Here is a 17,727-nt window from a genome sequence, read left to right on the forward strand (position 1 = left end):
CAATTATTAGCACAAACAGTGCAACAGCATTAAGTATCTGTCTGCATTTCTTTAGATTCATTGTGTTAACCACCGTTCATTATGGTTTTTTATATAATACCCTACAAATGAAAAGATCTAATAGCGTGATTGTGTAAAAATGTGTAAAAAAACAAGTAAAATTATTTTTCATAAGTTAAATTAGTAGGATATTTTGGTGGCATATTGTCTATATATTGGTAATTGTGAAGTAGTTAACCTATATTATATGTAGAGCAGAGTTAAAATATCGGCCCAAAAGTCATAAAACTTACATTAAACTGTTTAAGAAGAATAATGATGAAGCTAAGTATAAACAAGATAAGGGAGTTGGCAAAAGCTGGCTCCCTTTCTTTGTGTTATACTAGATGTATGTTAGATTTGAAAGAATATGGAATTGAAATGTGGCCGGAGGAAAAGATTCAAGATTTTCGCAAGGCACTCTTAGATTGGTATGATGCCAATAAACGTGATTTGCCTTGGAGACGGACCAAGGATCCCTATGCTATATGGGTGTCGGAAATCATGCTTCAACAGACAAGAGTTGACACTGTCATTCCTTATTATGAACGGTTTCTCCATCACTTGCCTACGATTAGTGATTTAGCACAAGCACCAGAGGAGGTCATTCTCAAACTCTGGGAGGGATTGGGCTATTATTCGCGCGTGCGGAATATGCAAAAGGCAGCGCAGCAAATGGTAGAAGATTTTGATGGGCAATTTCCGACCACGCATGCTGCCATTTCAAGCCTAAAGGGCATTGGTCCTTATACTGCCGGAGCTATTTCCAGTATTGCTTTTGACTTGCCAGAACCAGCGGTAGATGGCAATGTGATGCGTGTTCTCAGCCGCTTGTTTGAGGTTGATTATGATATTGGTTTGCCTGCCAATCGCAAGATTTTCCAAGCGATGATGGAGCTATTGATTGATCCAGAGCGACCGGGTGATTTCAACCAAGCACTGATGGATCTGGGTTCGGATATTGAATCGCCAGGTAATCCACGTCCCCAGGACAGCCCAGTCAAAGCCTTTAGCGCAGCCTACTTAAATGGTACAATGGATAAGTATCCAATCAAAGCACCAAAGAAAAAGCCTATTCCCGTGGCCTACCAAGGATTTCTCATTAGAAATAAAGAAAATCAATTTTTATTAGAAACATATCACAAATTTCCAATTATCATTTTGAATATTCTTAAATGCTCGTAAAGCCTTGTTATGTAGGTTTTCGGGCATTTTTTCTTTAGGAAGATACTTCACGTTTCTTTGTGTAATTTGTTATGAATTGATTGTTAAAAGTGGTAAAAGGGTAGTAAATTCATTTCTTTTAAAGGACTAAACATCTTGCTTGTTGTTCTTTTTCCAAGCGTTTCATTTCCTCCATAGCCGAATTACAGGTCGCATGTGCATAATAGTTCAGTGTCATAGTTATGTTTGCGTGTCCCATAATATATTGCAGGGCTTTGGGATTCATACCGGCATTGGCACAGTTGGTGCAGAATGTATGCCTAAGTGTATGCGGTGTGATATGTGGCAATTTTTCCTCATGGCATTTGTTGTACTTTTTAATGAGGTTTCTTAGTATGCTGTTAAAATCACATGCCGTTTTAGGATAGCCATTTCTGTTGAGAAAAAGAAAGTTGCTATATCCATCAATCTCAACACATTCGTTTTGGTTTTGCACTGCCAATACTCTTTTCAATGCCTGACATGTAACTTCAACCATTGGTACTTGCCGCTCACTGCTTTTGGTTTTAGGTGTTTCAATGTAATACCCAAGCTCAGTGTTTCTTAGTAGCTGATGATTAACCAAGATAAGATGATTTTCAAAATCCAAATCTGTAACAGTCATACCGCATAGCTCTGAAATACGAAGTCCGGTTTTTAACAGTATCAGAATTTCGTCATAATTCTTGTGATAGACCGTATCAGACTTTGCGAAATCAAGCAGTCTTGCTTCCTGTTCCAGTGTCAATATCGTTTTAGGAACGGTATCATCATCAATAACGGTATTAAGCTGAAAATCAAATGGATTCTTTCTTACATAATCATCCTGTATCGCAATGTAAAAGGAAGCTCGCAGTGACCGCTTATAGTTATTGATGGTGGAATAGGCAAATCCGTTTTCACTCATTCTAATAGCCCATTCCTTAGCGTCAGACGGTTTAATGCTGTCTATGCTTCTTGCGCCCAGCTTATCGTTCTTCAAAATTTCCATCAGATATTTACGTCCGGTCTTTGTGTTTGCTTTTACATTAGGACGCTGAGCATTTTGCTTGGCGTAAAGCTGGCAAAGTGTCATCTTCTTGCCGATAACATCAATCCCATCTTGAACATCTTTTTGTATCTCTGCAATTTTTTCACGCAGTGCGATACAATCCCGCTTGCCTGCCGGTACTCTGTCCGTAGATACCAGCTTCCATGAGTAGATAAACTGTGTTTCTCCGAATGAATCTATATATTTGTATAAGTATCTTCCGTCTTTTCTCTGGCTCTCTCCAGTCCTCAAAATCCGACCTTTACGGTCACGTCTTTTTTCTGACATGGTATCTGCTCCTTTCCTGTATGGAAAGAGCCTTGATACGACTTGATACGATTATACCATATCTATTCAAGACCCTTATACCCTATATGACATCTAATGTATCTATCACTTTTTCAAATTGCTTTCGCTTGATCTGAATCCTGTTCCCGTTCATAATCAGCCAGCCTGCATTCTTGTTTTCTTCTGCTAAACGACGCAGCTTATTTTCACCGATACGGAAATATTTAGCAGCTTCTTCAATCGTCAGCGTGTAGCGTTCCCAGATAGGAACATAAGCCTGATTCATGTCATCAATCCTCCTTTCAAATTTTTGGCTTTACAAGCAGTCAGACAGCCTTGGCAAGGCTCACGGGAATCTCACCCCTGCATGGTTCTCATGCAGCCGTACTCATTGCCTGCGACGGCTCACACAGGTTCTCTGTGCTTCAACGCTCGGACTGTGACTGTACGGGAGTATCATTATGTCGATAAAAAAGTCATGGCAATCATCTTGCTGATGATGACTTATGGAGTTCCGGTATCAATCGCTCACTGTCATTTCTGACAGGTCATGGCGTACCAGTCCATCAGCTCGTTTCTTATCGCAACGTATCTGACCGCTTTATTCAGTTTTCAAAGAACATAGGGGCTTATTCGCCTGCAAAAACACATATGGGAATATATGCTTTTGCAGAATAACAAGCCTCTCCAATCGGGAAGCGTGGAAACGTCATCACGCTTCCACGAAAAGAGAGCGTGTGTCACTTGATTTCAAATGACAGAATCTTTGTAATCAGCCTTGTTTCCATTCGTCCACGCAAAACCTCATCAACAACCATGCTTTGGTTTCCGTATTCGTCTTTCATCAGACGCAGGGAGCGTTTTGTCATATATCCCCGATAGTGCCGGATAATCTGATTGATTGCTTCTGAATTGCCGTCAGCAGCTTTGACAATGAGAGGAAAGGGAACAAGAGGATAATTCTTCTTCATTCTTCAAATTCCTCCATAAACTTCTTCATCATGGCAAGTCCGCCGGTTCTGTGCCGGTAAACAGTGGAACGGTTTACTTTCAACATGTCTGCAATCTCCGAATCGCTCATATTCATAAAATAGAACAGAAGCAGAATCTCACGCTTGTTGCTCGGCAAGTTCCGCAGTGCTTCGCTTAGCAGGTCATTTTCAATGCTGATGGATATGCCGTTCAGCATAAAAATCTGAAAGTCCGTTACATAGCTGTCTGTTGTGGCAAACTGACTGACAAGATAATCGCCGATTTCCGAAAAGGACACTTCATGTTTTGCCAGTCTGGAAAGCTGTTTGAAATAGTCCTTTCGTTCATCTTCCATAGCCTGCTTGCAGATGTAGTCAAACTGGTTTTCTATCGTTGTCTGAAAAGATGACGGTTTCATGTTCTCACCCCCTTTCTCTGGATTGAAAGGAAGTGAGCCTTGCTCCTTTACCTCCTTTCACTCTTAGTCCCGACGTGAAAGGGGGATTTGTTGCATTACCAGTCAAAAAAATTTCGGATAAATAAAAAACACACAAACAGACCGTTCTCTGTTTATGTGTCCATGCAGTGTTGCTTATATTATTTGTGGAAGTGAAAAACCACGGAGGATTCTTTTGTATAGATAACTGTGTTTTATGTTTGTAAGCAAATGCCGTATAAAATCGGCTTGTAGTATATATTTTTCATGATAATTCTCCTAATAAAAATAGCCGATAACATAAGATTTTATATCTTACATCATCGGCTCTGCGTCTTTGCGTCCGGCTCTTTAATGATTGTGGTTTTAAACTCTTTTATACTAACTAAAGTTTCTAATTTACACTTAGGACAGTAAAGAGGAAAATTCCTTAATTCGGTATCTTTTCGTAGTTTTATCCTCGTTTTACTTTTACATATAGGACATAACAACCATTCTGTTAGCAACATCGTCATCACTCACCATTACATATAGAATTATCAGATACAATTTCTCTAAATTCTGATAATAGTTTAATATACTCTTTTGGCTTGAAAGTATGAATAACATGATTAGCGGAAACTTTTTTATATATTATTTGCGGAGCCAAGGAAATAGCATGATGAGCGTCATCATCATCAAATGCTCCTATAAGTCCGTAATTTTCGTAGCGTTTCCAATCGGCTTGAATAAGCAGTACGGGGCATTTGGTTTTTTCAAAAGCTTCTGCATGGTCAATACCATCATAAAACCTGCCATCTACAAAGGCTCTGGCAAAATCCGGGTCAAACATAGACAATGATTTAATTAGCAAACGTAAGCTATCTGGGAAGCCAATTTCAACCGGACTATCAGGGTATTTATCCTGAAACTTCTTTATCTTTCGTGATAACCAACTAACAAACCAATTTGGAATTCTTTTGATTCTCTTATCAGAAGCTGGTACTTCCATATTTTGAAAATAATTTGCTAAATCTCTATCTGGTATATTTCCGATTTGATTAACAAGGTGCTTTAGCCCGTTATATACGAATTTATCTTGTTCTTTAAATCGTGGCATTTCAGCAGAAAAAATGGGTGCGTCCTCAAGAATAATTCCGGAAATATATTCAGGAATATTAGCAGCACACCAAAGAGCGATAATGCCACCTGATGAATTTCCGCTAATAATAACTTTTTGTTTTATTACATTTTCTATAAATATTTTTATGTCCTCACCAATAATTTTCCATGAATAATGCCCCGGTGTCCAAGAAGACTTTCCATGACCTCTCACATCTATGGCATATACTTGGAAAATTTTTGATAGTGGCAAAAGTACTTTCTTATAACTTTCCCACATACCCATTTGAGCAGGAATCAATAATAAACTCGGTCCATTTTTAGGACCAACCACATAGTTCAGCTTAACGCTCCCTGTATCATAAGTTTTTTCTGAAAAACCAGCATTTACCAGTTTTCGATTATTTAGTTTTCCAGACAATTTTTCGTATGGATTTTTATAGTTCATTCAACATTCCTCCTAACTATAATTCTTGAATGTTTTACTCGATAACAATTCCGTAAATCATTAAATCAAGATATTCTTTAACATCTTTTTTAAATTCATGAAAATTATCAAATAACTCCATTGGCTTGTCTTGATACAAATGTAGATATTTCATTACAATTGCATCAATATACAAACTTAAACTCTCTATAATTTTTTGAGTATCTATGTCTTGTCTTAGTTTCAATTTTTTAACAGCACTTAAAATAATCTTACTTGATTTTTCTTTTGATTTTTTATGATATATGCTTAAAATATTTCTAATATCTTTACTAACTTCTTTGTGTGTTTCCTTTGAAACCATATTTAAAAATTTTGTTTCATTTGGATATTTTGTGATTAAATTATATTTCATATCCATCATATAAAAAATTATTTCATAAAAATTATCATAAGTTCCTTCGTATTCTAAATCTTGTGTCAATAGGTCGACTGTATGTTTAAACAGGTATAAGTAAAAATTCTTTTTATTGCCAAAATAATAAAATAATAAACCTTTAGAAATACCAGCTTCATGAGTGATTAAATCAGTCCGTGCTTCTACAAAGGAAAACTTTGAGAAAATTTCAATTCCCTTGGTTATTATTTGCTCCTTTTTTTCATCTGAAATTTTTTCAAAATTCTTAGTAACCATTAGACACCTCACTAAATTGACCAATCAGTCAGTACTCTTGATTAGAGTATATCATATTTTGACTGATTGGTCAATTTCGGATGGTAAAGAGTGAAATGGTAATATTTTCTTTGATTAGATTACTTCACAATCTTCCAATTCCCATCATTCTTTTCAAGTGTCAGACTGAACTGTGATACCTGCGTTGCTTTGGTCTGTGGGTCAAGATATTTAACCGATAAAGACACTGTAACCTGATTTTCTTTACGATTATAAATCGGATTGACCAGCTCCTGAAAAACATACTCTTTTCCAACCGGTTTTAGGATTCCATCTGTCACATAGTAGGACAGTTCCTTTTGCGTGGCAGTCGGGTAGAGCTTGAAGAAGGTGGTTAAAAAGTCATTGATTTCATTTGCAGTAACAGAATCCACCGTGCCGTCATTTTCTATTATCTTAGGCTGATAGGAAGACTTTGACGGTATGCTTGTAATGGTCGGATTCTTAATGATGACCATGTTTCCGGCACTGTCCACATAGACACTGACAGAATAAGCAGACTGCACGTTTTTCTTGCTTTCTCCCTCTGTAATAAGCTGTTCTACACTGTAGGTCATATCAAAGGTGTGATTCCCAGTATTTTTGACGCTCCATATCTGAAAGTTTTGAAGCGAGGAGGACACCGGTATATCCTTTCGTACCGTGTCGTTATTAAGAGCTTGAAGCTCCTCTGTCAGATAGTTTTTCAGTGCTTTGGTTCGGTTGTCAATCGAGGTGCTGTTTTGCTCCCATGTGTAATAGACTTTCGCAAATTTCTCTACAAAATTTTCTATATTATGCGTATCCATATATTCTTTTTCGATGACCTTCGTTTCATGAATGGTATGGGTATCTATTGCCGTAAAATGCTTAAATACCGCAAAGCTGAAGCTGACTGCTAAGAGTATCCACAGGGCAATCACTATCTTTCTTCGAGGATTTATCTTATGAATACGGGGTTTCTTCTCTTTTGGAAGCTGTTTTTTATTGTTGTTATGATTGATGAATTTCATATTTTATTCCTTTCTTATCGTTTGATTCGTCCTGCTCCTGCCAAATGCTGCTGCCAGTAGGAGCTTGTCAAGTCGGTATAACCGATCGGGTCGCCTGCATGGTACATACGGTTATTGCCGACATAGATTCCGACATGGGTAATGTATGTTCCGGAATTGTAAGTAGAATGGAAGAATATCAAATCTCCAGCCTTGGCTTCGGATAGAGAGATGTGTTGGGTAGCGTCATACTGTGCCTGTGCGGTTCTTGGCAAAGAGATACCGGCTTTCCCATAGCACCACTGCACCAGTCCCGAACAGTCAAAAGAGGTAGTGGGAGAAGAACCGCCAAATACATATTTCCAGCCCTCATATTTAAGCGCTTCATTCATAATTGCCTGTGCGGTTTCATCATCAAACTGCGATGTCACAAGATACTGTTTAACCAGAGCTACATAAAACATATTTCCATAGCTGTATCGCCAGCCCCCGTTCATAGAGATGGCAATAGAGTTGGGGTAGTCCACCTTTACACCGCCGGAATGCTCCTTTGCAAAGCTCTGCGCCAGTTCAAAGCTGTATTTTTTGCCATGACGGGCGACATAATCTAAAAATCCACCGCCATAGTTATAGGACTGTATGACACAATCGAAATCTACTTCCAGACGCTTACTGCCTGCCAGAAGCTCACTGAAATACTTTACGCCCTGTTTGATAGAGCTTTCCGTATCCAATGAGTTCGGAGGAAGCCCCAGCGATTCCGAAGACTGCATGACATCTTTTGCCGTACCGCCGGATTCCACCTGCATGATGGCAAGCAATACATTTACATATTCACTCACACCATATTCCTTGGCGTATTTTTCTACCATAGGCTTGTGTGCCAGAACCTCCATGGAAACGGTCGCACCGCCAAATTGACTGTTCCCAAATCCGCCATCCTGTTCATCAGAAGATAAAATTGTGATAAACAAAAGTAGCGAGAATACAACTACGAAAAAACAGGAAAAGCCGATGAGAAGATGTTTTAATTTCATGACGGCTTACCTTGGTCTTTTTTTATTCTGGCGGTTTGTAACGGTCTGCTTTTTGTGTTTACAGTCTGTGTTCTTGAAATAACAGGAGCTTGTCTTTTCGCTTTAAGCGGTGTTGAATTTTCTTTTAATCGGCTTGCTCTCTGGACAGACCATTCCTGTATATTTGCTGATTGAAATTCTCTTATCGTTTTTTGTGGTTCTTGTTTCTGAGCCGTTCGTTCCTGCCTAATTATCGGTCTTTCATGGACAGATGAAGCTACGCTGTTCTCTGATTTTGCCATTTCCATCCTCAAACGGCGTTCCGCAATCGTCTGTCGTCTTGCTTCCTGCTCCTGATTGCGTCTGTCTGCTCTGTATGTTCTTGCCTGAGTGATACCGCCGGTAAAATCATTCATATTTTCTCTGATTTTGTTTTTACCTTGAAAGACGGCATATCTTGCGTTTGTCGGCAGGTCAGTGACCTGTTCCCTGAATTGATTGACAGATGCTGCTATCGTGTCTTTTGTATCGGCTATCGTTCCGACACCTTGTCCGAGCTTTGCTCCCAGTGAAGCCGAATGCTCACTTTGTGGTCGGCTATGGTCGGCTTGTGTTTTCGGAGAATGTGTTAAGCCATCTCTTTTCTGATTTCTTTTTCCGGCAATCGCAGAACCTACTCCATAAGCAGTCATGGAACGACCTAATGTTCTTTGTAGGCGGTGCATTTGTGCGTGCATAAGCATACGGGGTCTTCTCATCATACGGCTTCCGACACCTTGTGAATCATTGCTTTGCAGAGAAAACAGGCTCATCAAGTCACCAAGCTTAAAATAAATGCCTGCAAAGGTCACGATCTGCAAGAAAGCAACCATAAAGAACGGATAACCGGCAGACAGACTGTAAAGCATGGTGGAAATGCTAAAGGCAACAGTGATAATCAATGTAATGCCTGCACGGGTCAGGATGGTATTAAAGAGCTTTGTAATGGCTCTTTTGCTCATGCCCTCAAAGGTCGGCAGCATGCTGAGCAGGAAGCTGACCGGCAGGAACATGGCATAGATGATAAAGAGTATCTGTGAGAAAATCATAATGCCGGTCAGAAGAAAGACAAAGATGGAAATACCAATATTAAAGAAGAACAGGAAAAATACCGTTCCTAACCTGCTGATTGTCTTTGTGATGGTCATATTGGCATTATCTTTATCCTCAATTTCCTCTTTGATGATGTTTTCCCTGTCTTCACCGTTATTGGAATCGGGACTTGTGGACAAAAGATTTTCCACACGGTCGGTGCCAAGACTGTCTATGTCGGTTGTTCCGTACTGGAGCAGCAGCCAGGGCTGTTTCACCTGTATGGAAAACAGGCTGTCCCGGATTAAATCCACACTGTCTTTTCCTTTGGCTTCGGAATCCGGCAAGGTGATTTTTGTGCCAAGCGATAAGCTGGCATTGCTGATGTCCGACGAAAAATCATTGATTTTCGCAATGTAATCCGGCGCATAGGCAATGAAGGAAGCGGACAGGATAAATACCAGTACGAAATTGACAATCGCATGAACCGCCTTTGTCGTTTCTCTTTTGATAAGTCCTGTATAGCTGACATAGATACCGAGTACCAGAATAAAAATCAAAAGAAAACCGACATAAAAGCCCTCTGATGACAGACCGTCTGAAGTAACACCGGCTAAGGTCTGCATGTTTTTTCCGATGGCATTCGCCGTGGAAGAAATGAAATCCAAGGAATACGCTTCTTTTACCAAGTAACCTGTGGCGTTTGAGATATACAGACTGATTATCCAGATGAAATTGGTAATCGCATAAAGTCCATACATGACCTGCTTTCCAATGCCATCTGTCCAGTTCCACGGCAGCCAGTCCCAAGAATTATCGACATAAAAATCAAGCTGGTAGTTTGACAGCGGATATTTGCTGTATTCATTGGCAGTATTGACCGTATCGTCAACCAGTCCTGCGGCGTGTACTACGGTTCCGACCACAGACAGAAATACTAAGGTGGCAATAAGAATCGCACCTGCTATCAGTATGACTTTCCCAATTCGCTTGACTACTTTTGCTATATTTTGCTGTTTCATGCTTACACCTCAATTCTTACCGGCGGTCTGGTATCAAAGGCATGGAGCAGTTCCTCAAACACAGGGTGAAACTGTATCACGCCGACACGCCCATATAAATCACTGATTAGACACTGCCCGTTTTCCAAGTTACGCAGACGCTTTTGGTTGTACTCATCTTCGGGGTCAACCCCAAAGAACGCCAAAGTCTTTTTTATCTCATTGATGTCCGTGGAGCGGAAAGCAAATTTCAGCCCCAGATTATTTTTGAGCTTTTCATCTAAGAGGTCGTCCGTATTTTGTGTCACGAAATAGACACCGGCATTCATGGCACGACCGGCACGCACTAATTTCATGGATAGGGTCTTGCCCTGCGCCACCTGTAAAAAGCTCCATGCTTCGTCCAAGTCCACAATCTTGAAAATGCTTCTGTCCGTATGGATAAAATCCAATGCAAAGGTGCTGATAACAATGAGCATTGCCACAGACAGCAGTTCCATAGTAGTATATTCTTCAAAATCGGTTTCCTTGTCCGGAAGCACCAAATCGGCAACCTGTATGATGTTTAGCTGTTTTTCCAAGCTGATGGACTGTTTTACCTCACCGTCACTAAAGAGAAGATGAGCAAAATCATAGTCGGTAAAACTTTCAATATGCTCTGCAATGCTTGTGGCGGTATCCGTTCCCTCAATTCTCAATTCTTCAATAACCTTTAATAAGCCCCTTACTTCACTGTTTGTTACGGCACGAATGGCTTTTCTAAGGACGGGGAAACGGTCGGAATCACGGGAAGAAATCCCTGTCAAAAAGGTCAATATATCAATCGCAAGAGATTCTGAATCCTTTGGATTTTTCATAATTACATAAGGGTCAAGTAATCCCATGTTTTTCTTTTCAGAGGTCAGATTGACAATATTTATTTCATGAGCGATTTCAGGCAGGGTTTCTTTCCAACTTCCACGTTCCGCTTTCGGGTCAACAATAAGAGCCTGTGCTCCGAAAAGCACCGCATAATAGACAATCAGATTATTGGCAAAGGATTTTCCACCGCCAAGAGAGCCGACAAAAGCGGAAGCCAAGGCATTCGTCACAGAGCCTTTTACTCCCTGTGAAGCAAGAGCCGGTTTCAGATAAACATTTCTTCCCGTATCCAGATTGTAACCGACATAGATTCCGTCTTTTTCCCCAAGCATTTGTGTTGCCCCAAAGCCAAGTCCGGCAAGAAAATCCGAAGTCACATACTGGATATAGTCATTCATATAGCGTTTGCTGGCTGGCAGAAATTCTCCCTGCAAGCCCAACATGTCGCCAAACGGTCGCACCAGCTTTACGCTTAAATCATCGTAAAAATCCTTCACCTCATCACAACGTCGTTTCAGCTCATCCATATCATCAGCGGATACACGCACTACATAGGAGAGCTTATACATGGATTCCTTGCTCTGGTCTAAACTGCTTTCCAGCTCACTGACACTTTCTAAAGCGTCGGCGACATTGGTGCTGGTTTCATTGTCATTCTGCCAAGCGTGGTTATCCAAATCTTTCAGTTCCTTTTTCTTATTTCTGACTGTCCCCAAAGCCTTTTTATTGGCTACAATTTCTACATTCATGGATGTATCAATCGGAAACGTGAATTGCTGTTGCTGATAGTAGAAAATTTCACTTGATGGGAAATCCAGTTCTCCGACAACGCTGTTAATCGTAAAGTAAGCAACGTACACGGTTCTATCTTCCTGTTCCAGTTTCAAATATCGCTGCTTTTCTTCAATCAGGCAACGGGTCGGCTTAATCAGGTCATAGTATTTTACCAGTGTTTCTCCATCCGTCTTTTTCTTTGAAAGATGGTAGGTATAATCTTCATAGGCTGTGCCGGTCTGTCCATAGATGTGTTCAATGAGATAACCGAAATCATCTTTATTTAATGGTCGGATTTTAAATCTTCTTGAAATCTTGTTCGAGAGCAGCTTTTCCATCTTTGAATAGCGTAAAATCTCATCATTGCTCATGCTGACAAAATCGCCCATCAGCTTATGGTTGACATCATAGATAAAATCCAAAGCCGCATTTTTGGCTTCTTTTGTAAATTCCCTGACGGATACATCCTGTTCGCCAAAAAGGAGCTTAAAGCCGATATAAAAGCGGTAATCGACCTGATTTTCTCCAATCATGGAAATCAAAGCCTCTGTCTGCTCATCAATTCTTTTTTCGGCAACTTCTTTTAATTTCCCGATGATTCCCTTTTTGGAATTTTCCTGAATGGAACGTATGCTGGATTCCGTACTGATTTGCAGAGCATGAATTTTCCCGTTACGGTTTTGTGCGATAAGCTGTCTGAAAGAATCATGCACCTGTAATTTTTGCTCAGGGCTTAGAAAAGAATAGTTATAGGGAAGAAGTTCATAGTAGGCAAAGCATTCCCCGTCATTGTTCCAGACCAGATTGTTTTCAATATATTTAATGGGATATTTCATCGTATTCACTCCTGACTGCTGTAATTGCTTCCTGCATATTGTTTTTTCTTAAATGTATGGTTTTGCCTGCATAAGTCAGCTTCGGTCTGAACCAAAAGGAAATTACCGACTTCAAAAATCCGTAAGGCTTTTTTCCGTCGAATGTTTTCTGGCTCATAAACCAAGTCAGGACGACCGGGATTCCAAAATATTTCAGGAATGCCCCATCAATAAAAGACAGTGGCGGAAGATTCCCAAGAAGTATGACTGCAAATACAGACACCACAAACCATGTCATTTGCGTAAAGGTGATAGGGAAAGGCAGCTTAAAGTCATTGATAGAGTAAAGCACCTTTTCCACCGACCAGATATTGGTATAGCTTCGTATTTTTTTCATTTTTATTTCTTTATCCTTTCATAAAAAGGGATAGTTTTTGGACTATCCCCTTAAGTCAAACCAATCTGTCTGTGTCATCAGACATCAGTAGATAATTTCAAAAATCCCACGGCTTGCATGGATAAAAGTTCCTGAAAGCTCTAAGTCACGCCCAAAGGATTCATAATCAATATAGTTTTGCAGACTTGCCGGAACTTCACCAAGCATACCCGTTTCCTCAATGTAGTAGCGTGCCACATCTGCCATATCATCACAGCCGGAATGCAGAATAATATCGTCCTGATGTTCGCTTAATTCTTCAATGCTGGGAAAGTGCGTAAGCAAGGCGGAAAGCTCTGACTGTAATTCTTCGGGCAGATCACATACCAGCTCATAAAGATGGTTCAGTTCTGCAAGGGAGGTGTATTCGTCAATGTCAAAGGGCAGCTCGTAATCATGAATGGCGTATTCCTCATACTCATCATTCAAGCCGATTTTTTCTTTGACTTCTTCAAAATCTACGGGGAGCTTAAACCAAGCTCCCACGAGTTCCCCCTCGTTATATTTGCCGAGGTTGGCAATATATACCTGCATATCGTCCATTCATTTTCCTCCTCTCTAAGCTCCAATAATTTTATTGAACAGCTCCAGTAAAATGTCCTTGACACCGGCTGCGTTGAATACCAGTCCTACTGCAATAATCGCAATGATAAGAAAGCCGATAAGTTTGGAAAATTCACGCTTAAAGCCAAGATATAAGCCAATCACAACAATAGCTAAAAGCACCAGTGATTGTGCGTTCGATAAAAACCAGTTATAAAGATTTTGTCCAAAGTTCATTGAAAAATATTCTCCTCTCTGTTAAAAATGAATTTGTGTCATACAATGACATTTTTGATATTTGCTGACTGTTGTTTGAGAATCTGCTTATGCTTGTCCGTCAGCTTTGCATGTGCAAGCAGAGTATTTACCGTCTGTGTCTGATTGATTTCGTCCAGCTTTAGTGCCACCTTTAAGGTAGGAGCGACCTGACGAGCCAGCCAGTTTAGCGTTCGCTCATAGGTATAGGGTTCCGGTTTTGTCGTGAGTTTTAAGCGGTCACGGTGATTGCCGATAAACCAAGCCCATTCATCATTCAATTTCCAGTCACAGCGAGGTCTGTTATCATCCCTGTCTACAAAACGGATATAGCGGTTGATAATCTTAAAGGCGGTCTGCTCCGGATTGTCAAAGATAAGCAGGTCACGAACGGCATAATAGGCACGCTCATTTTTCAGACGGATTTCAAAGCGGTTTTTCACTTCCGCTTCACGGATGGGAATATGATTCTTCCTGTACTGCTCATAGTCCTTTTCATAAATGCAAAAGTAAACTTCGCTTTGAAGAGAACCAATATAGAGAGTATTTCCCATACATTCCTTTTCATCTTTGCGTACCAGTTCACCGCTTCGGTAGCTTTTGAAACTGCGAAAGACGGAGATACATTCCTCATTCCTGCATTTTTCGGTAAGCATGGGAATATTCAAAATGCCGGTTCTGTCATTGATGGCTAAATCCAGTCGCTTCATCACACCGCCAGCCGATAAGGCGTCCATGAAAAATTCATACCAGCTTCGCTCCTGTGCCAGAAGATAGGCTTCAAACTGTCTGCACCCACGTCCCTTTAGTTCTACCAGCACACCCTTACTAAGCTCCGATGAACAGAGAACAAATATATCTCCTAAAGCGTAATGCTCCGAATAGGAGTAGAAGCCGTAATCCTCATGAAGAAAATAGGACAGCTTTAATCGCAGGATTTGTTCTACCACATATCTGACATCTGTTGTCGGAAAGCGAATCCTTACATAGTCAAAAATAAGCTCAAGCGGAGAGTTAGGATTGAACCGTTCCAAGGTTTCAAAGAGTACATGTTCCAGTTCCTTTGACGGTATGACTTTCCCTGTTTCAATATCACTTAAATACTGCCTTGTAATACCTGCTCCGGTTGCCAGACGGCTCTGTGAAATACCATAAGCCAATCGTGTTTCTTTTATCTTTTCGATATGATTTTCTTTCTCCAGTAAAATCCCTCCTGTCTAAAAAGGCAGATGTCAACTTTGAAAGCTCACTTGACACCTGCCGTAATTTCTATAATCCCTTGTCCTGTAAAGAATAAGAGATGATAAATAAATTGTTTTTTGTCGATTTGTACCCCCCTGTTAGATACGGGGGGTTGAATGGTTGGCGTGGCTGCCGCCACACCAACCGGCAAACCGTCCGCACGGCAAGGCTTACGCTTCGCACGCCTTTTGTGCGTCCTGCCTGCCGTCTGTGAGTTTCCGTATCTCCTCTAAAAAATCATGTCCTTTGGGAACAAGGGGCGTATAAAATTCAGATATGACGCTTGTTCCCACATCAACATAGCCACGCCCTTTGATTTGTTTTGAGAAGAAATCCTTTTGCACATCACTTCCAAACATCATGCCGTATCCCATTTCAGACATACGACCTAAAGCTACTCTGAAATGAAACTGGTCACGGATTCCGTCGCCAAGGTATTTTGCGTCCGGTCTTTGACAGGCTAATATTAGGAAAAATCCTGCCTGACGACCTAACATGACAATCTGCTTTAATTTATTTAAGACGGCAGTATTCTCCTTTGTTCCCAGCATTTCCATAAAAGCGACATATTCATCAAAAATCAGGAAATGAGCCGGAAGCCCCAAGTAGGAATAATTTTCGCCTGTTTTATAGTTTTCCATTTCTTTCATGGCGAGGCTTCGCTTCACCATTTCTTCATAGAATCTGTCAATGCAGGAAAGGATATCTTCCTTTTGAAAATACACCTTTTTCATAACAGAGCCTAAGTCGGCAAGATCGGCATTTTTCGGGTCAAGGATATACAGCTTTGCATTTGTACGGAGCAGGGCTTCAATCAGTGTCAGGATAAAATAGGTTTTACCGCCGCCTGTACCACCGGCAATTAACATATGAGGGAGCTTGTCATATTCCCACCATATATTTTTCATAAGGCGTAGCTTTCCGCTTTTTGCCTGTACCTCGTCAATGGAAATACGATTGGCAATCATGTCATAAAGCAGGGTATATTCCACATAGGAATCTTTCAGCTCCTTTTCGGTCAGCTCACAATATAAGCCGCTCTCCAGCTTTTTCTCCAAATGCAGGAGCTGTTCCTGATACTTGCCCAGCGTAATTTCTACACGTATCTGAATCAGACCGTTTTTCATGCGGTAATAGACTTTCGGGAAGTAGCTTATCTTTTCTCTTGTCCGGCTGGAAGAATCTTTAAAAATCCCCTCTGATTTTACCTGCTTTGCTTCATACCATTTGTTTTCCAGTATCATTCTGGCTAATTTCTGACGATGATAGAGCTGTTTTATCCAGTCATAGCGATAGCGTTTAATCACCAAAACAAGCAGCAGGCAGATAACACCGGAGCTAATACAGCTTATGGAAAGATAGGGAACATTGATTTCACCTGCTTTTGGTAAATGAAAATCCTGCCAGTTTATCTCTGAGATTGTCTTTGCATGAAACAGGGCAACAACAAGAATAAAAACCGGCAGGAATATTGATACGGCTGTATGAAAGACCAAATCCTTATCGCTTGGTCGAATCCGTTTACCGGAAAGAAGCCACTGTTTCATGTGCCTGTTTCTCCTTTCGATTTGCGTTCTTTACCTTACTTTTCAGATATGGGTTCTTTTTTAGGAGCTTCCCTCTTGAAATTTCCTGAATCCTTCGCCGGCACAATATCATCTGCCTTGATATACCAGTCCACCTCTGCTCCCTGAAAGGTTGCGGTCGCTACCGTATCGGCTACCGGATTGATAAGCTCTACATGTGCGTTATAGTCAAATTCTTTCAGCGGAACGCTTGCAGGAATGCTCACCTGAATCATTCGTCCCTGTCCTTTGGATTTGAGGTCATAGGTACGCTCCTTAATTTCTTCCGAAAGCGTGCCATCTTCCTTTTGAATGCGTACCTCACGGCGAAGTGCGGAGAATTTCAACTCTCCAAATGTCGCTTCCTTTTCTAAGACGATACCGTTTGCTAATCTCATTTCTTTTCCTCGCTTTCTATGCCTTTATCATGTCGTCGGCTTCCAGAATGTAATTGGTAAATCCTCGTGTGCCGATTTTATATCCCTCTGCTCTGATACGGGGATGGATGAGTTTTACTTTTTCCTCAAAGGCAAAGTTCTTTTCGCCTGCTTCTGCCGGAAGTATCACGATAATATCGTCTGCTCTCTGCACATTGGAATAGAGGTTGTAGCTTCTTGATAAGACCGTAAGCTGTCCGTTGATTCTTCTTTGTATGACTTTATCCTCACCGGCAAATTCTAAGTTTCCAAAAGTCTTTTCCATGTTGGGAATAACAAATTTTAGTTCCATATTTTTTCGCCCTTTCTGTGATCTATTGATTTTTATGTTTTCAGCGTATCTTTCGTAGGAGAACGACATTTCCTTTCCAAAGTTTTTCTTTCCATCATTATCACGACCTTTCAAATTAAATACAAAAATAGACACCTCATTGTTGAAGTGTCTACCTTTATGAATATTCAATTTGTGCTGGAGGTATCTATTAAATCTTCACCTTTCAAGGAAAATCGT

18 protein-coding genes and 1 pseudogene are annotated in these 17,727 nt (G+C 40.5%); 1 reads left to right on the forward strand and 18 read right to left on the reverse strand.

Features of this window, described 5'->3' with window-relative positions; translation table 11 throughout:
• Positions 1 to 390: 390 nt before the first annotated feature.
• A pseudogene (mutY, locus tag L6410_RS04955) lies at positions 391 to 1,173 on the forward strand (A/G-specific adenine glycosylase); the annotation flags it as partial.
• Between the two features lie 169 nt (positions 1,174 to 1,342).
• On the opposite strand, the gene L6410_RS04960 reads toward mutY, so the two are convergent.
• From L6410_RS04960 to L6410_RS05045, 18 genes are all read right to left on the reverse strand, one after another.
• Entirely contained in the window at positions 1,343 to 2,560 is a 1,218-nt protein-coding gene (locus L6410_RS04960) for a site-specific integrase (protein WP_006906966.1), read from the reverse strand.
• A gap of 82 nt (positions 2,561 to 2,642) precedes the next feature.
• Complete coding sequence (locus L6410_RS04965; RefSeq protein ID WP_006906967.1) at positions 2,643 to 2,846, reverse strand: excisionase; 204 nt, start codon at positions 2,844 to 2,846, stop codon at positions 2,643 to 2,645.
• 454 nt (positions 2,847 to 3,300) lie between these two features.
• Positions 3,301 to 3,531 (reverse strand): helix-turn-helix domain-containing protein, encoded by a 231-nt coding sequence (locus L6410_RS04970; protein ID WP_006906968.1) that lies wholly within the window; start codon positions 3,529 to 3,531, stop codon positions 3,301 to 3,303.
• On the reverse strand, positions 3,528 to 3,950 hold the full coding sequence (locus L6410_RS04975) for an RNA polymerase sigma factor (protein WP_006906969.1): 423 nt from the start codon (positions 3,948 to 3,950) through the stop codon (positions 3,528 to 3,530). Before L6410_RS04975 ends, L6410_RS04970 begins: the two co-directional genes overlap by 4 nt.
• A 338-nt stretch (positions 3,951 to 4,288) precedes the next feature.
• A complete protein-coding gene (locus L6410_RS04980) occupies positions 4,289 to 4,486 on the reverse strand; it encodes a cysteine-rich KTR domain-containing protein (protein WP_472547619.1) in 198 nt (65 codons plus the stop codon).
• Positions 4,483 to 5,517 (reverse strand): alpha/beta fold hydrolase, encoded by a 1,035-nt coding sequence (locus L6410_RS04985; protein WP_006906970.1) that lies wholly within the window; start codon positions 5,515 to 5,517, stop codon positions 4,483 to 4,485. Before L6410_RS04985 ends, L6410_RS04980 begins: the two co-directional genes overlap by 4 nt.
• A 34-nt stretch (positions 5,518 to 5,551) precedes the next feature.
• Complete coding sequence (locus L6410_RS04990) at positions 5,552 to 6,190, reverse strand: TetR/AcrR family transcriptional regulator (protein WP_006906971.1); 639 nt, start codon at positions 6,188 to 6,190, stop codon at positions 5,552 to 5,554.
• A 119-nt stretch (positions 6,191 to 6,309) separates the two neighbouring features.
• Positions 6,310 to 7,221 carry a conjugal transfer protein gene (locus L6410_RS04995; RefSeq protein ID WP_006906972.1) on the reverse strand — a complete coding sequence of 304 codons (912 nt, stop codon included), beginning with the start codon at positions 7,219 to 7,221 and terminating at the stop codon, positions 6,310 to 6,312.
• Positions 7,222 to 7,235: 14 nt separating this feature from the next.
• On the reverse strand, positions 7,236 to 8,237 hold the full coding sequence (locus L6410_RS05000; RefSeq protein ID WP_006906973.1) for a bifunctional lytic transglycosylase/C40 family peptidase: 1,002 nt from the start codon (positions 8,235 to 8,237) through the stop codon (positions 7,236 to 7,238).
• Positions 8,234 to 10,309, reverse strand: a complete 2,076-nt coding sequence (locus L6410_RS05005; RefSeq protein WP_237396463.1) for an FUSC family protein — start codon at positions 10,307 to 10,309, stop codon at positions 8,234 to 8,236. Before L6410_RS05005 ends, L6410_RS05000 begins: the two co-directional genes overlap by 4 nt.
• A 2-nt stretch (positions 10,310 to 10,311) precedes the next feature.
• Positions 10,312 to 12,759 (reverse strand): conjugal transfer ATPase TcpF, encoded by a 2,448-nt coding sequence (gene tcpF, locus L6410_RS05010; RefSeq protein ID WP_237396465.1) that lies wholly within the window; start codon positions 12,757 to 12,759, stop codon positions 10,312 to 10,314.
• A complete protein-coding gene (locus tag L6410_RS05015) occupies positions 12,743 to 13,135 on the reverse strand; it encodes a conjugal transfer protein (protein ID WP_006906976.1) in 393 nt (130 codons plus the stop codon). The genes tcpF and L6410_RS05015 overlap by 17 nt, the downstream gene beginning before the upstream one ends.
• Before the next feature lie 84 nt (positions 13,136 to 13,219).
• Complete coding sequence (locus tag L6410_RS05020; protein ID WP_006906977.1) at positions 13,220 to 13,717, reverse strand: antirestriction protein ArdA; 498 nt, start codon at positions 13,715 to 13,717, stop codon at positions 13,220 to 13,222.
• A gap of 15 nt (positions 13,718 to 13,732) precedes the next feature.
• Positions 13,733 to 13,954, reverse strand: coding sequence for a hypothetical protein (locus L6410_RS05025; RefSeq protein WP_006906978.1), 222 nt, complete (start codon positions 13,952 to 13,954; stop codon positions 13,733 to 13,735).
• A gap of 38 nt (positions 13,955 to 13,992) precedes the next feature.
• The gene (gene mobT, locus L6410_RS05030; RefSeq protein WP_198017395.1) at positions 13,993 to 15,174 is read right to left on the reverse strand and encodes a MobT family relaxase; all 1,182 of its coding nucleotides are present in this window, start codon (positions 15,172 to 15,174) and stop codon (positions 13,993 to 13,995) included.
• Positions 15,175 to 15,384: 210 nt separating this feature from the next.
• A complete protein-coding gene (locus L6410_RS05035) occupies positions 15,385 to 16,761 on the reverse strand; it encodes an FtsK/SpoIIIE domain-containing protein (RefSeq protein ID WP_237396468.1) in 1,377 nt (458 codons plus the stop codon).
• A gap of 35 nt (positions 16,762 to 16,796) precedes the next feature.
• Positions 16,797 to 17,177 carry a YdcP family protein gene (locus L6410_RS05040; protein WP_006906982.1) on the reverse strand — a complete coding sequence of 127 codons (381 nt, stop codon included), beginning with the start codon at positions 17,175 to 17,177 and terminating at the stop codon, positions 16,797 to 16,799.
• A gap of 16 nt (positions 17,178 to 17,193) precedes the next feature.
• Positions 17,194 to 17,508 carry a YdcP family protein gene (locus tag L6410_RS05045; RefSeq protein ID WP_237396687.1) on the reverse strand — a complete coding sequence of 105 codons (315 nt, stop codon included), beginning with the start codon at positions 17,506 to 17,508 and terminating at the stop codon, positions 17,194 to 17,196.
• Positions 17,509 to 17,727 lie beyond the last annotated feature (219 nt).

It is taken from the genome of Streptococcus parasuis (genome assembly GCF_021654455.1).
Classification (GTDB): domain Bacteria; phylum Bacillota; class Bacilli; order Lactobacillales; family Streptococcaceae; genus Streptococcus; species Streptococcus parasuis.